This is a genomic window from Roseomonas sp. OT10 (assembly GCF_020991085.1).
Taxonomy (GTDB): domain Bacteria; phylum Pseudomonadota; class Alphaproteobacteria; order Acetobacterales; family Acetobacteraceae; genus Roseomonas; species Roseomonas cutis.
This window is the reverse complement of the sequence record NZ_CP087719.1, coordinates 5,225,565-5,238,475: the sequence shown is the minus strand read 5'-3', so window position 1 is coordinate 5,238,475 and position 12,911 is coordinate 5,225,565. Positions and strand designations below refer to the sequence as shown.

At 72.9% G+C, this 12,911-nt stretch carries 12 protein-coding genes; 4 read left to right on the top strand and 8 right to left on the bottom strand.

Annotation, left to right across the window (positions count from 1 at the left end; all coding sequences use genetic code 11):
- The first annotated feature begins 245 nt into the window (after positions 1-245).
- Positions 246-1,748, top strand: coding sequence for a hypothetical protein (locus tag LPC08_RS26125; protein ID WP_255702291.1), 1,503 nt, complete (start codon positions 246-248; stop codon positions 1,746-1,748).
- Between the two features lie 50 nt (positions 1,749-1,798).
- Positions 1,799-2,854, top strand: a complete 1,056-nt coding sequence (locus LPC08_RS23870; protein WP_230450708.1) for a TAXI family TRAP transporter solute-binding subunit — start codon at positions 1,799-1,801, stop codon at positions 2,852-2,854.
- Positions 2,855-2,931: 77 nt separating this feature from the next.
- On the opposite strand, the gene LPC08_RS23865 is transcribed toward LPC08_RS23870, so the two are convergent.
- The 6 genes from LPC08_RS23865 to LPC08_RS23840 form a co-directional block, all read right to left on the bottom strand.
- Complete coding sequence (locus LPC08_RS23865) at positions 2,932-3,405, bottom strand: MarR family winged helix-turn-helix transcriptional regulator (protein WP_230450707.1); 474 nt, start codon at positions 3,403-3,405, stop codon at positions 2,932-2,934.
- Between the two features lie 65 nt (positions 3,406-3,470).
- Complete coding sequence (locus LPC08_RS23860; protein ID WP_230450706.1) at positions 3,471-4,313, bottom strand: carbohydrate ABC transporter permease; 843 nt, start codon at positions 4,311-4,313, stop codon at positions 3,471-3,473.
- 1 nt (position 4,314) lies between these two features.
- Positions 4,315-5,214, bottom strand: coding sequence for a carbohydrate ABC transporter permease (locus LPC08_RS23855; protein WP_230450705.1), 900 nt, complete (start codon positions 5,212-5,214; stop codon positions 4,315-4,317).
- Entirely contained in the window at positions 5,211-6,557 is a 1,347-nt protein-coding gene (locus LPC08_RS23850; protein WP_230450704.1) for an ABC transporter substrate-binding protein, read from the bottom strand. Before LPC08_RS23850 ends, LPC08_RS23855 begins: the two co-directional genes overlap by 4 nt.
- Before the next feature lie 12 nt (positions 6,558-6,569).
- On the bottom strand, positions 6,570-7,526 hold the full coding sequence (locus LPC08_RS23845; RefSeq protein WP_230450703.1) for a nucleoside hydrolase: 957 nt from the start codon (positions 7,524-7,526) through the stop codon (positions 6,570-6,572).
- A gap of 35 nt (positions 7,527-7,561) precedes the next feature.
- On the bottom strand, positions 7,562-8,512 hold the full coding sequence (locus tag LPC08_RS23840; protein WP_230450702.1) for a nucleoside hydrolase: 951 nt from the start codon (positions 8,510-8,512) through the stop codon (positions 7,562-7,564).
- Between the two features lie 267 nt (positions 8,513-8,779).
- On the opposite strand from LPC08_RS23840, the gene truB reads away from it, so the two are divergent.
- Both truB and rpsO read left to right on the top strand, forming a co-directional pair.
- Positions 8,780-9,781 (top strand): tRNA pseudouridine(55) synthase TruB, encoded by a 1,002-nt coding sequence (truB, locus tag LPC08_RS23835; RefSeq protein WP_230450701.1) that lies wholly within the window; start codon positions 8,780-8,782, stop codon positions 9,779-9,781.
- A 5-nt stretch (positions 9,782-9,786) separates the two neighbouring features.
- Positions 9,787-10,056, top strand: coding sequence for a 30S ribosomal protein S15 (gene rpsO, locus LPC08_RS23830; RefSeq protein WP_230450700.1), 270 nt, complete (start codon positions 9,787-9,789; stop codon positions 10,054-10,056).
- A 165-nt stretch (positions 10,057-10,221) separates the two neighbouring features.
- Here the strand turns inward: rpsO and LPC08_RS23825 are convergent, their stop codons facing one another.
- Both LPC08_RS23825 and mdoH read right to left on the bottom strand, forming a co-directional pair.
- Positions 10,222-11,187: a LysR family transcriptional regulator gene (locus LPC08_RS23825; protein ID WP_230450699.1), complete on the bottom strand. Its 966-nt coding sequence runs from the start codon at positions 11,185-11,187 to the stop codon at positions 10,222-10,224.
- The gene (gene mdoH, locus LPC08_RS23820; RefSeq protein ID WP_230450698.1) at positions 11,184-12,902 is read right to left on the bottom strand and encodes a glucans biosynthesis glucosyltransferase MdoH; all 1,719 of its coding nucleotides are present in this window, start codon (positions 12,900-12,902) and stop codon (positions 11,184-11,186) included. Before mdoH ends, LPC08_RS23825 begins: the two co-directional genes overlap by 4 nt.
- Between the last annotated feature and the right edge of the window lie 9 nt (positions 12,903-12,911).

The window sequence follows — 12,911 nt, the reverse complement described above, 5'->3', positions numbered from 1 at the left end:
CAGGCACAAGCGGATCAGAATCCGCTCCAAAGGTTAATAAATTATGGCGGCGCGATGACGCCCGCCCGTCAGCTGCCAAGCCCCAACGCTTGCACAGCACAGCATCAGATGATTGATTTTGCTGCATATATCCGGGAACTGGCGCCGATCCGGGCAGCAAAGGCAGAATTCGGCAGACCTTTTACATTTTTTGATCGAAATGCTTTTCTGGGATCAGGATGGACGTCCTCCCTGGATTGGCACCCGTGTCAGCCGCTTCCGAGGAAGCCGATGAGCTGATGGCCGTGGCCCTGGCCGGCATGCAGCCGGGCTGGCTTCTTCTGCGCCATCGCGAGACGGCGGGCGACGGCCCGCGGCGCTGGGTTCCCTACACGCTGCTGCACCGGGAGATCGGCATCGCGCTGGTCGATGTCGCCCCCTCGGTGACGCTGGACGCGACGGGCATGCTGCTCCGCCGCCTGGAGAAGGCGGATTTCCGCGCCAGCTTCGGCGGCCTGCCGCCGATCGTGCACCGGGTGGTCCCCCTGCGCGACCTGCCCTGGCTGCGGGCGACGCTCGACGGCGCCTTCGTGACCGAGCCGGCCCTGGTGCTGCGCGGCGGTGGGGCCTGGGTTCCCCGGGTGCGCGAGGTGCTCTCCGCCGAGTTCATGCTGCGTACCGTGGCCAGCGGCCAGCCCCCCGAGGCCGCTTTCCCTCCGGGGCGGCAGGCCGCGCCGGAGGCGACGGCACGCCGCGGACGCGGCGGCGCCGCGCTGCGCTGGTTCTGGATCGCGCTGCTGCTGGGGCTGGGGGGCGGTGCCGCGCTGCTGCAGTATCTCGGCCCCCCCGCCGCCCCGTCGCCCCAGGTCGTCGCCAGGGCCGATCCGCCGCAGCCCGCCGCATCCCCCGCCGCACCGGATCGCACGGCGCCCCCGCCCATGCCGGCCCTGTCGGCCGCGGAGCCGCCCCGCGGCGAGGCCGCGGCCGTGCCGTCCCTGCCCGCTGCGGCACCGAGCGAGGACACCGCCGGTGCGGAGATGGCCGAGCGGGCGGAGCCGGACCCGTTGCCCGCCGCCTGGCCACCTCCGCCGGTCGCCCGGCCGAGCGAGCCGGATGCGCTGCCGCCCCCTGTGCCGGCTGCCTCCGCGCCCGCCGCCCCCGTACCCGTCGCCCCCGTACCCGTCGCCCCCGTACCCGTCGCCCCCGCGCCCGTCGCCCCCGCGCCCGTTGCTGTTGCAGAGGCCGCCGCCCCGGAGGCCCTGCCGCTTCCCGACACCGCCGAGACCGCAGCAGACAGCCTCCAGGCCACGACCCCGCCCCCCCCGTCCGAGCCATCGGGCCAGGAGCCGCCCCCCACCCGCACCGCCATGCTCCTGGCACCCCCGCTTGCCATGCCGCCCGCGCTGCCTTCTCCCGGCGACGGGGCGGGTGCGTCCCCCGTCCTGACCGCTCCGCGCGCGCCCATCGTCGCGCCCGCCCCGTCGCCAGCCCTGGCGGCCGCGCTGGTGCGGCGTGGGGAGGAGATGCTGAACCTCGGCGACATCTCCGCCGCACGCCTGCTCTTCAGCCGGGCCGCCCAGGCCGGGCTGCGCGCGGCGATGACCGGGATGGGCAAGACCTACGACCCGTTGTTCCTCGGCTCGATCGGGGCCCGCACCGACCTGGCCGACCGCGCGGAGGCGGCCGCCTGGTACCGGCGCGCCATCGCCCAGGGCGATGCGGAGGCCCCCTGGCTGTTGCGCTGGATCGAATCGGCGCCCCCGCGCTGACCGGCCCGCCCGCCGCCAGGGGGGAACGGAACCAAGGGAGGGAAAGGCCCATGACCACATCCGGCGCCACGCGCCGCGGCCTGCTGCTGGCCCCGGCCCTGCTGCCCGCCGGGCAGGCCCTGGCGCAGCCGCAACCGGCGGCCCCGCCCCCGGCCGCCGCGCGCCCCGCGCCGCCGCGCTCGATGGCCGAGGCGGTGAACCGTGCCAATGCGGGCACGGTGGGCGTGGTCTCCGGCGGGGTGGACGGGACCTATATCCGCATCGCCGCCGACCTGGCCGCCGTGCTCGACGAGGGCGACCGGCTCCGGGTGCTGCCGATCCTGGGCAAGGGCTCGGTGCAGAACCTGGGCGACATCGCCTATCTGCGCGGGATCGACATCGGCATCGTGCAGTCGGACAGCCTCGCCTTCGTGCGGCGGGAGCGCCTGCTCCCCGGGGCCGACGGCCTGATCCGCTACATCGCCAAGCTCTATGACGAGGAGGTCCACCTCCTCGCCGGCCCTGGGGTCGAGCGCATCGAGGACCTGGCCGGAAAGCCGGTGAACGTGGACGTGCGTGGCAGCGGCACCGCCATGACCGCCTCGCTGATCTTCGAGAGCCTGGGCATCCCCGTCCGGGTGACGAACGACACCCAGGACCTGGCGGTGCAGAAGCTGCGCAGCGGCGAGATCGCGGCGCTGGTCTATGTCGCGGGCAAGCCGGCGCGGCTGTTCTCGGCCCTGCCGGCCGGGACGGGGCTGCGCTTCCTGTCCGTGCCGATGACGCCCGCGCTGCTGGAAACCTACCTGCCCTCGCGCCTCGGGGCGGGCGACTATCCCAACCTCGTCGCCGAGGACGCGCCGGTGGAGACGGTGGCGGTGGGGGCCATCATGGCGGTCTATGCCTGGCAGCCGGGCTCGGAGCGCCACGCCAAGGTGATGCGCTTCGTCGACAGCTTCACCAAGCGCTTCCCGGCCCTGCTGCGCCCGCCGCGCCACCCGAAGTGGCGGGAGGTCAACCTGGGCGCCCAGGCGCCGGGCTGGGTGCGCTTCCAGACGGCCGCTGCGCCGGCCGCCGTGCCCCGGTCCCCGTCCCGCCGGCGCCGCGAGGGGGAGACGGCGGGGTAGCGGCGGGGGGCGCCCCCGGCCGCCGCAGGCCGACGGCCGGCGCCAGGCGCCAGGCGCCAGGCGCCAGGCGCCGCCTGCTACCCGGTGGCGCGGAGCGGGGCCGGCAGCACGTCGTTGTGCACGTCGGCGATGCGGGCCAGCAGGCGGACCAGGGCCTCCCCCTCCTCCGGCGCGAGCGGGGCGAGCAGGCGCTCCTGCACCCGGCGCATCCCCGGCTCCACCTCCCGGACCACGCGCATGCCCTCCGGCGTGAGGGTGAGCCGCTTCACGCGGCGGTCCTGGCGGCTGGGGGCGCGCGCCACCCAGCCCTTCGTCTCCAGCCGCTCCAGCACGTCGCCCAGGGTCGAGCGGTCGAAGGCGATCAGGGCGGAGAGGCGGGTGGCATCGACCTCCGGCACCGCCTGGATCGCCACCAGCGCGGCGTACTGGACGGAGGTGAGGTCGAAGCTCCCGCACTCCTCCGCGAAGAGGGCGGTGCTGATCTGCTGCACCCGCCGGATCAGATGGCCCGGCAGGGCGTAGAGCTCGTCGAGGGGCTGCGGCCTGGACACGCCGCGCAGCCTATCGCCGCCGCCGGGGCATGGCGAGGGGCGGCCCCGCCGGGCCGCGCGGCCCGCTATCCCTTCACCCCGCTCATCGCCACGCCGCGGACGAAGAAGCGTTGCAGGAACAGGAAGAGGAGGATCAGCGGCACGGTGGCGATGGTCGCGCCGGCGAAGGTCTCGCCCCAGTTCGGCAACTGGCCCGGCGCGACGGACTGGGCGATGGCGAGCTGCACCACGATGTTGCGCGGCGAGGAGAGGATCACCAGCGGCCAGAGGAAGGCGTTCCAGGAGAAGAGGAAGGTGACCAGCGCCAGCGTCACCAGCGCCACCCGGACATTGGGCAGCACGATGCTCCAGAAGATGCGGAAATGCCCCGCGCCGTCGATGCGGGCGGCCTCGTCCAGCTCGCGCGGCAGCTCCTCGAAGTGCTGGCGCAGCAGGAACAGGCCGAAGGGGCTGGCGATCCAGGGGATGAAGGCGCCGGGCAGCGTGTCCTGCAGCCGCAGCCCGCTGACCGTCATGTAGAGCGGCACCATCAGGCTCTCGATCGGCAGGAGGAAAGTCATCAGCACCAGGGTGAAGACCAGGTTGGCGCCGCGGAAGCGGATGCGCGTGAGGCCGTAGGCGGCGAGCGAGCACAGGATCAGCGTGAAGGCCACCTGGCAGGCGGAGATGATGGCGGAGTTCAGCAGGGCGCGGCCCATGCCGCGGTTGGTGAAGAGGTGGATGAAGTTGTCGAGGGTGGGGGATTGCGGCCAGAAGGTCGCCCAGGAGAGCGGCCGCAGGTCGCGGAAGATCGCGTCCTGCGGCTTGAAGGAGGAGGCGACGATCCAGGCGTAGGGGCCGAGGAAGAAGACGACGACCGCCGCCAGCACCAGCAGGCCGAGCAGCAGCCTCACGGGATGGCGCAGCATCTCAGTAGTTCCAGCGGGCGCGCAGCAGGTGCATCTGCACCAGGCTGATGGCGAGCACGATCAGCATGAACACCACCGACACGGCGGAGGCGACGCCGGGAAGCTGGAGCTGGAAGGCGAGCTGGTAGATGTCGTAGGCGACGAAGTTGGTCATCCCCTCCGGGCCGCCCCCGGTCATGATCAGCGGCGGGGCGAAGGCCTGCAGCGAGAAGATGGTCATGATGACCACCACGAAGACGGTGGTGCGCGCCAGCAGCGGCAGGGTGACGTGCCACAGCTTCTGCAGCGGGCCGGCCCCGTCCACGGCGGCCGCATGCTCCAGCTCCTGCGGGATGCCCTGGAGGCCCGAGAGGTAGAGCACCGTGGCGAAGCCCGTCTGCTGCCACAGCGTCATCAGCACGATGGAGGGCAGCGCCTGGTGCTTGTCCGTCAGGAACAGGCCGCGCGGCAGGCCCAGGCTGGAGAGCGCGCTGTTCACCAGCCCGTTGTTGGCGTCGAGCAGGAAGGTCCACATGGTGGCGATGACCACCACGGAGGTCACCACCGGCAGGAAGATGATGGTGCGGATGATCCCGCGCGCCGGCAGCGCCCCGTTCAGGTAGACGGCCAGCAGGAAGGACAGCGGCACGACGGTGCAGACCGTGCCGATGGCCAGGGCGAAGGTGACCAGGAAGGCCTGGATCCGGTCCGGGTCGGTCAGGACATAGGCGAAGTTGTCCAGGCCGACGAAGCTGCGGACGGTCGGGTTCAGCAGCGAGAAGTCATAGAAGCTGTCCCGCACCATCTGGAGCACCGGCCAGTACTGGAAGACCAGCAGCAGCACCAGGAAGGGGCCGATGAAGGCGAGGACGGTCGCCCAGTAGGAGATGGAGGAGGCAACCGTCCGGGCAGCCCTGCTCATCGCGCCAGGAGGGGCTGCAGCGAGCGCACCGCGGCATCCAGCCGGGTCTTCGGGTCGGCGCCGAAGGCGATGTCGCGCAGCGCGTCGCTGACGAGCTTGTCGTACTGGGCGAAGCGCGGGCTGGGCGGGCGCGGCTGTCCCCACTCCCGCAGCTCCTGCATGAAGATGTCGAGCGGGTATTCCGACAGCGCCGGCACCTGCGGCACGATGGACTGCATCACCGGCAGGATGCCGCTGCTGCGCGCATAGTCCAGGGCGAACTGGCCGGTGCTGAAGGCCATCACGGCACGCACCGCCGCCTCCTTGTGGGCCGACCGGGCGGTGACGCCCAGCGTCAGGCTGCCGGTGTGCACGATCGGGCTGCGCGCGTAGGGCATCGGCGTGACGCCCCATTCGAAGCCGAGATCGGGCCGGCGCAGCCCGGCGACGAAGTAGGAGGTGTCGATGGTGAAGCAGGCCTTGCCGTCCTGGAAGGCGGTCGGGATGCCCGTGCGCGGCGTGACCTTCGCCACGTTGAACAGATCCTGGAAGAACTTCGCGCCCTGCACCGCTTCCGGCGTGTTCAGCCAGCCCTGCGCCGTCTTGCCGTCGGGCGAGATGCCCCAGTAGGTGCGGTAGGCGGAGCTTTCCTTCGGCGCGTTCGGGTCGCCGAAGGTGCGCAGGAACAGCATGTCGCGGTAGACGAAGCCGGGCTGGCCGGTGCCGAAGCGGCTGGGCGCCAGGCCCCAGACGGAGACGTTGTCGCCCTCGCCCTGCTGGCACTTCTTGAAGGCCTCCAGCGCCTGGTCCCAGCTCCAGGCGCGCGACAGCTCGCGCGGCGGGTCTTCCGTGATCCCGGCGGCGCGAAGGGCGTTGCGATTGTAGAACAATGCCAGCGTCGTCTGCTGCAACCCGGGCGAATAGATGCGGCCGTTGAAGCTGTGCTCGGTCAGCGAAGCCGGCAGGATGTCCGCCTTGATCTCCGGCGTGATGTAGGCGTCCAGCGGCTCCAGGATGCCGGCCAGCGCGTAGCTCTGCGTGTTCGGCCCGTCATAGACCAGGATGTCGGGCGGCGAGCCGGAGGCGGCGAGGACGCTGATCTTGTCGGCGAGCTGGCCGAAGGGGACCTCCGACACTTCGAACTCCACGCAGGGGTTGGCCGCCTCGTAGGCGGCGATCTGGTTCGGGAAAAGGGGGTTGTTCTGCGGCTTCAGGACGGTCAGCGTCACGGGGCCGCCGGGACATTGCGCGCTGCCCTGCGCCCGCGCGTCCGGCGCGGCGGTCAGGCCGGCCCCCAGCCCGGCGAGCAGGGCGAGGGCGGGAAGACCCGGGGACAGGCGTCGGGGAAGGTGTCGGAGGGACATCGTCCGGTCCTTTCAGGCCGTGCGGGCCAGGGTCTCGAGGAGGAAGTCGCAGAACTTCTGCCGGTCCGCATGGAAGGCGAAATGGCAGTTGGGCTCGCCCGTGCCGCGGCGGTTGGTGTCCACCACGGTCCGCCCGACGGTCAGCGCCCCCTGCATCTCGACGGCGACGTGCAGGAACTCCGTCTCGATCACGGAGGGATCGACGAGGTAGTTCACGCAGAGCGCGTCGTGGACGGGGGCCGCGCCCTGCTCCTTCATCGGCTGGTTGGCGTCGTAGGCGCCGATGCGGCGGCCGATGAAGCGCTCCGCCGCGATGCCGGCGGGGGTGCCCAGCGCCTTGAGCCGGTCGCAGACCTGGCGCGACACCAGCGCCTCGTGCGTGGCGTCCAGCGGCACGCAGACCAGCTTGCGGAAGCCCGCGGAGAAGACGGCCGCCGAGGCCTCCGGATCGGCCCAGATGTTCATCTCGGCCGAGGGGGTGACGTTGCCGTGGTGGTGCGCGCCGCCCATCAGCACCACCTCGGGCACGCGCTCCACGAATTTCGGGTCGGCGGCGATGGCGGCGGCGATGTTGCTCAGCGGCCCGGTGGGCACCAGGGTGATCGGGTCGGTCGCGGCGCGGTAGGTCTCGATCAGGTACTCGACCGCCCCCTGCTCCTGCTTGCGGCTGGTGGCGGGCGGCACGTCCAGCTCCTTGCCGTGCACGCCCGTGTCCTTCTTGATCGCGCGCGGGATCGGGAAGTCGAGGCGGATGACCGGGCGCGACAGGCCCTGGTGCACGGGGATGTCGCCGCGGCCGATGAAGTCCAGCACACGCAGCGAGTTGTCGGTGCAGTGGTCGACGGTGGTGTTGCCGTTGACGGTGGTGATGCCCACCAGCTCCAGGTCGGGGTGCAGCGCCGCGCACATGATGGCCACCGCGTCGTCGGTGCCGGTGTCCACGTCGAGGATCAGCTTGCGCCGTGCCATGGGTCTTGCTCCAGGTTCGGGGAAGGAGGATCGCGTCAGCGCAGCCGCGCGTCCACCCGTCGGATCGCGTCCAGGATATGCGGCACCAGCCCGGGCGCCGGATCGCGCGCCAGCCACACGTTCGGCGGCTGCTGAAGACGGAAGTGCCCGCCCACGCCCTGGCCCAGGTGGCGCAGGTCGCAGACCGTCATGCCACGCGTGAGCGGCGAGGCCAGATCCACCGCCACATGCGTGTGGCGGTAGGTCATCAGCGACGGGTCGATGAAGGGCACCAGCGCGCAGGGATCGTGCAGCGACGCCGTGCTCAGCCCGTGCACCCGCTTCAGCGAGGCCAGGAAGAAGTCCAGCAGGTCGGCCATGGTCTTGGCCAGGCGGCCGCCCTGGCGCAGCGAGGCGATGCCGGCGGCATCCACGCCGACCCGCCGCGTCACGTCCAGCCCGACCATCCAGAGCGGGACGCCGCTGCGGAAGACGATGTCGGCCGCCTCCGGGTCGCAGTAGATGTTGAACTCGGCGACGGCGGTCACGTTCCCGATGCCGGTGGTGCCCCCCATGATGCTGATGCCCTTCAGCCACTCGCGCAGCCGCGGCTCCATCAGCAGGGCCAGGGCGAGGTTGGTCATGCTGCCCGTCGCGGCCACCACCAGCTCGCCGCGATGCTCGCGGGCCAGGCGGATGATCAGCTCCGCCGCCGTCTCCTCGACCACGTCGCGGTCCGGCTCCGGCAGCTCGGCGCCGTCCAGCCCCGTCTTGCCATGCACCGTGCCGCCATCCATGGCCGGCGCCAGCAGCGGCTTCGCGGCCCCGCGCGCCACGGGGATGTCGAGTTGCGCCAAGCGGCACAGGCCGAGCGCGTTGCGCGTGACGTGGTCCAGCGTCTGGTTGCCGTAGACGGTCGTCATCGCCACGAGGTCGAGATGGCAGGCCGCGTAGAGCAGGGCGACGGCATCATCGTGGCCCGGATCGCAGTCGAGGAGAATCTTCAAGCGCATCGCCCCGCAAGGTCGGCCGATCCTTGGCCCGGGCCGGGGAGGATGCAAGCGCGGGGCCGGAAGCTTCCCCGTGAAAGCGGCGGCCGGGACGCTCCCGGCGGCGGCATCCTGCCGCTTCGCCCGCCCGGATGGCGTGCGGGGAGGCAGACCGGGCCGGGCACGCCCTCCCCCCTCTCGACCCTCCCCTGCGTCGCACCCCCTCTCCCCGCACCCGCCGTCCGTGATAGGGCGCGCCGGCACGCGAGGAGCAACGCAGAGAACATGGCAGGAGAACCCCGGGGCGGCCCCCCGCGCGGCCGCTTCCAGCATCGCCGGCCCAAGGGCCGGCCGCTGGACGGCTGGCTGATCGTCGACAAGCCCTCGGGCATCGGCAGCACGGAGGTGGTGAACCGCGTCAAGCGCGCCTTCCAGGCGCAGAAGGCGGGGCATGGCGGCACGCTGGACCCGCTGGCGACCGGGCTGCTGCCGATCGCCTTCGGGGCGGCGACCAAGACCGTCCCGTATGTGATGGACGGCACCAAGGCCTACCGCTTCACCCTGCGCTTCGGCGAGGCGCGGGACACGGACGACGCGGACGGGCAGGTGACCGCGACCGATGCCGCCCGCCCGACCGACGACGCGATCCGCGAGGCCCTGCCCGCCTTCCGCGGCGAGATCATGCAGGTGCCCCCCGCCTATTCCGCCCTGAAGGTGGACGGCCAGCGCGCCTATGACCTGGCGCGGGAGGGCCATGCCCCCGTGCTGATGCCCCGCCCGGCCCGGGTGGACCGGTTCGAGCTGATCGAGCGGCCGGACGCGGATACGGCCATCTTCGCGGTGGAGAGCGGCAAGGGCGTCTACATGCGCTCCCTCGCCCGGGACCTGGCGCGCGCGGTCGGCACGGTGGGCCATATCGCCGCCCTGCGCCGGCTGCGGGTCGGACCCTTCCACGAGTCGCATGCGGTTTCGCTTGACAGCCTGGCCGCGACGGGCGATGCCCCGCCCCCTTCCCCGGACCTCCTGCTGCCCGTCATGACCGCGCTGGCCGACATCCCGGCTCTGGCCGTGACCGAGGCGGAGGCTGCCCGACTCTCCTTCGGCCAGGAGCTTTCCCTGGTCGAGTTCATGGGTCGGGTTCCATCCGACGCCAACCCCGATGGCGGGCTGGTGCGCGTGGTGGCGGGGGGACGCCTGGTCGGGCTCGGCCTGCTGGGGGACGGCATGCTCCGCCCCGAGCGCTGGCTCGCCCAGTCGGTTCCCGTTCACGACACACCAGAGGGGTAAACCCGATGTCGATCACTGCCGAGCGCCGCACCGCGCTCATCCACGAGTATGCCACCAAGGCCGGCGACACGGGCTCGCCCGAGGTCCAGGTCGCGATCCTGTCGGAGCGCATCGCCAACCTCACCGAGCACCTGAAGAGCCACGCCAAGGACTTCCACTCCCGGCGCGGCCTGCTGGTCCTCGTCGGCCAGCGCCGCGGCCTGCTCGACTACGTCAAGCGCAAGGACCAGGCCCGCTACGAGAGCCTGATCGGCCGCCTCGGCCTGCGCCGCTGACGCTGCGCCGCTGCCGGACGCCACCGCCCGGCAGCAACGCTTCCTCCCCCGGGCGGAACGAAGAAGGGCCCGGACCATGATGGTCCGGGCCCTTCTTCGTTCCGCCGACCGGGGCGGGGCAGTCGTGTTCGGGCGTCGGACCGGGGGGAGGCCCCGCCGCCCGTATCAGTCCAGCCGGTCCGCCCGGCCGCATTCCTGCCCGGTCCGGACCGGCTCCTCGCGGCCGATGCTGCGGGCGACCTGCATCAGGGTGCGGCGCAGCCAGGCGTGGCCCTGATCGGCCTCGAAGCGGCGGTGGAACACCAGGGAGAGGCGCACGTGCCGCATCGGCAGCGGCAGCGGGCGCAGCTCCAGCCCGTGGACCTCCGCCAGGTTACGGGCCAGCCGGGCGGAGAGGGACATCACCATCTCCGTTCGTTGCAGGATCGCCGGGACCGCCGCCAGGTGCGCCACCACCGCCCCCAGGCGGCGCGGATGTCCCGCCTCCCGCAGCGGCCCGTCCAGCGCCCCGTCGCGGGAGCCGTTGGGCGAATGCAGCAGGTGCGGATAGGCGACGAGGCGCTCCAGCGTCAGCTCGCCCTCGCCGAGCGGATGGCCACGGCGGAAGATCACCAGGAACTCCTCCGGCAGCAGGCGCAGCCGGGTATAGAGGCTGGTCGGCTCCGGCAGCATGCCCACCGCCAGCAGCGCCTCGCCGGATTCCAGCAGCGCCGCGGCGTTGGTGCGGTCGCCGTGGCGGATGGCCAGCAGGCAGCCGGGTGCCTCCTGGCCCAGCCGCTCCAGCATCGGCGGGGCCAGCACGGCCTCGGCATACTCGCTGAAGGCCACCGGGAAGACGCGGTCGGCGGTGGCCGGGTCGAAGGGCAGTTGCGCCACCAGGGTCCCGCGCAGCCGGTCCAGCATCTCCGCGACCGGCTGCATCAGCGACAGGGCCAGGGCGGTCGGCTCCACCCCGCCGGGGGCGCGCAGGAACAGCTCGTCCCCCAGGGCGGCGCGCAGGCGGTTCAGCGCGTTGGACACCGCCGGCTGCGACAGGTGCAGCCGGGCAGCGGCGCGGGTGACGTGCCGCTCCTGCGCCACGGCATCGAAGACCCGCAGCAGGTTGAGGTCGAAGCTGGTGAGGTCGGTCATGGCTGCCGCGGATGGTGGGCCGGGGCGCCGGGGCAGGAAAGCCCGGCGGCCAGCTCCTCCGGCGTGGCGGCGATGCCGCGCCTCTCCAGCGCGCGGGACAGCCCGGGCTCCGCGGTCAGCACGCAGAAGGGGACGGCCAGGACCGGCCCTGCCAGGAACGGCAGCGCCCAGAGCAGCGGGGCCGCCGAATGCGCGGCCAGCAGCCCGGCGCCGCCCAGGCCGAGCAGGGTCTGGGGCCACAGCAGGCGCCAGGCATCCCCCCAGGACACGCCGCGATCCGCCCGCTGCTGCGGCCGCCAGCCGCCCCGCCAGCCGAAGGGCAGCAGGACCAGCAGCCTCGCCTTGTTCAGCAGGCTGATCGGCTCCAGGAACAGGGTGAAGGCGATCTCCGCCAGCGCGCCGCCGGCGAAGCGGGCCCGCCCGCCATACGCCGCCGCGAGGCGCGGCTTCAGCAGCACCTCCAGGTACCCGGCCAGCTTCGGCGCGTGGTAGGCGACCCAGCCGAGGCCGAGCAGCAGCGCCAGCGCCCCGCGCGGCGTCGCCTCGGCCCCGCCGGTGAGGACGTTCAGGACCGCGGCCAGCAGGATCAGCACCCAGAGCGGCGCGCCGAGGAACAGCAGGATCGCCTGCAACAGCTGCCAGCGCCCCATCGGCCGCAGCCCGGGCAGGCGCAGAAGCTGCCCGTACTGCATGTTGCCCTCGCCCCAGCGCAGGTCGCGGGCGAGGAAGTCCGGCAAGGCAGGCGGGTTGGCCTCCAGGCTGCCTTCCTCGACCGGCAGGGCGCGCACCTTCCAGCCCGCCGCCTGTAGCCGCACCGATTCCAGCTGGTCGTGGGACAGGATCGCGCGGCCGTCCGGCAGGGTCTCCAGCCGCGCGTGCTCCCGGAAAGGGACGATGCGGACCATCGCGTTGTGGCCCCAGTACGGGCCCTCGTCGCCCTGCCACCAGGCCTGGCCGGTGGCCCAGGCGCGCATCCCCGCCCGCATGCCGAACTGGAACAGCCGGGGGAAGGCGGCGCGCGCGGGCCGGCCGACGATCAGCGGCTGCACGATCGCCAGGCGCGGGTCGGCCTCCATGCAGCGCCGCAGCCGCAGCACGGCGGCCGGACTCATCTCGGAATCGGCGTCCAGGCAGAGGAACAGGTCCAGGCCCGCCGCGTGGCGGTCGAGGAACTCCATCACGTTGCCGGCCTTGTAGCCGGCATTCCCCGCCCGCCGCCGGTAGCGCACGGGACAGGCCCGCCCCGCGCGCGCCGCGGCCAGGGCGGCGACGGCCGCCTCCTCCCGCGCCGCATGGGCAGGGTCCTGGGTGTCGGAGAGCACCCAGAGGATGAAGCGGCCGCCCTCGCCCGCCGCCTCCAGCCCGTCGAGCAGGCGGACGAGCGGGGGCAGGACGGCGTCCATCGCCTCGTTCCGGACGCAGGCGACGAGGGCGGTCCGCAGCGGCGGCGTGACCGGCGGCGCGCGCAGCTGCGGCATCACCGCCCCCGGCGGGTCGCGGTGCCAGAGCAGCAGCGCCAGGCCGATCGCCGCGTTGGCCACGCCGATCGCCGACCAGGGCAGCGTGCCGGCGAAGGCGAGCAGGATCGCCGCCTCCCAGACGGTCCAGCCGCCGGGGGCCAGTGCCCGCCAGCACAGCCAGAGCAGCCCCAGGGCGGCGCAGCCGGCCAGCGCGGCGAAGACCGTGCGCCGGACGGCGACGGGCTCGTCCCGCATGGGGCCGGC

Excerpts from the sequence above, each read along its gene's own strand:
- LPC08_RS23825 (WP_230450699.1), bottom strand. The coding sequence starts at position 11,187 with ATGACCGACCTCACCAGCTTCGACCTCAACCTGCTGCGGGTCTTCGAT.
- LPC08_RS23850 (WP_230450704.1), bottom strand. The coding sequence starts at position 6,557 with ATGTCCCTCCGACACCTTCCCCGACGCCTGTCCCCGGGTCTTCCCGCC.
- LPC08_RS23845 (WP_230450703.1), bottom strand. The coding sequence starts at position 7,526 with ATGGCACGGCGCAAGCTGATCCTCGACGTGGACACCGGCACCGACGAC.
- LPC08_RS23860 (WP_230450706.1), bottom strand. The coding sequence starts at position 4,313 with ATGCTGCGCCATCCCGTGAGGCTGCTGCTCGGCCTGCTGGTGCTGGCG.
- LPC08_RS23870 (WP_230450708.1), top strand. The coding sequence starts at position 1,799 with ATGACCACATCCGGCGCCACGCGCCGCGGCCTGCTGCTGGCCCCGGCC.
- rpsO (WP_230450700.1), top strand. The coding sequence starts at position 9,787 with ATGTCGATCACTGCCGAGCGCCGCACCGCGCTCATCCACGAGTATGCC.
- LPC08_RS23855 (WP_230450705.1), bottom strand. The coding sequence starts at position 5,214 with ATGAGCAGGGCTGCCCGGACGGTTGCCTCCTCCATCTCCTACTGGGCG.
- mdoH (WP_230450698.1), bottom strand. The coding sequence starts at position 12,902 with ATGCGGGACGAGCCCGTCGCCGTCCGGCGCACGGTCTTCGCCGCGCTG.
- truB (WP_230450701.1), top strand. The coding sequence starts at position 8,780 with ATGGCAGGAGAACCCCGGGGCGGCCCCCCGCGCGGCCGCTTCCAGCAT.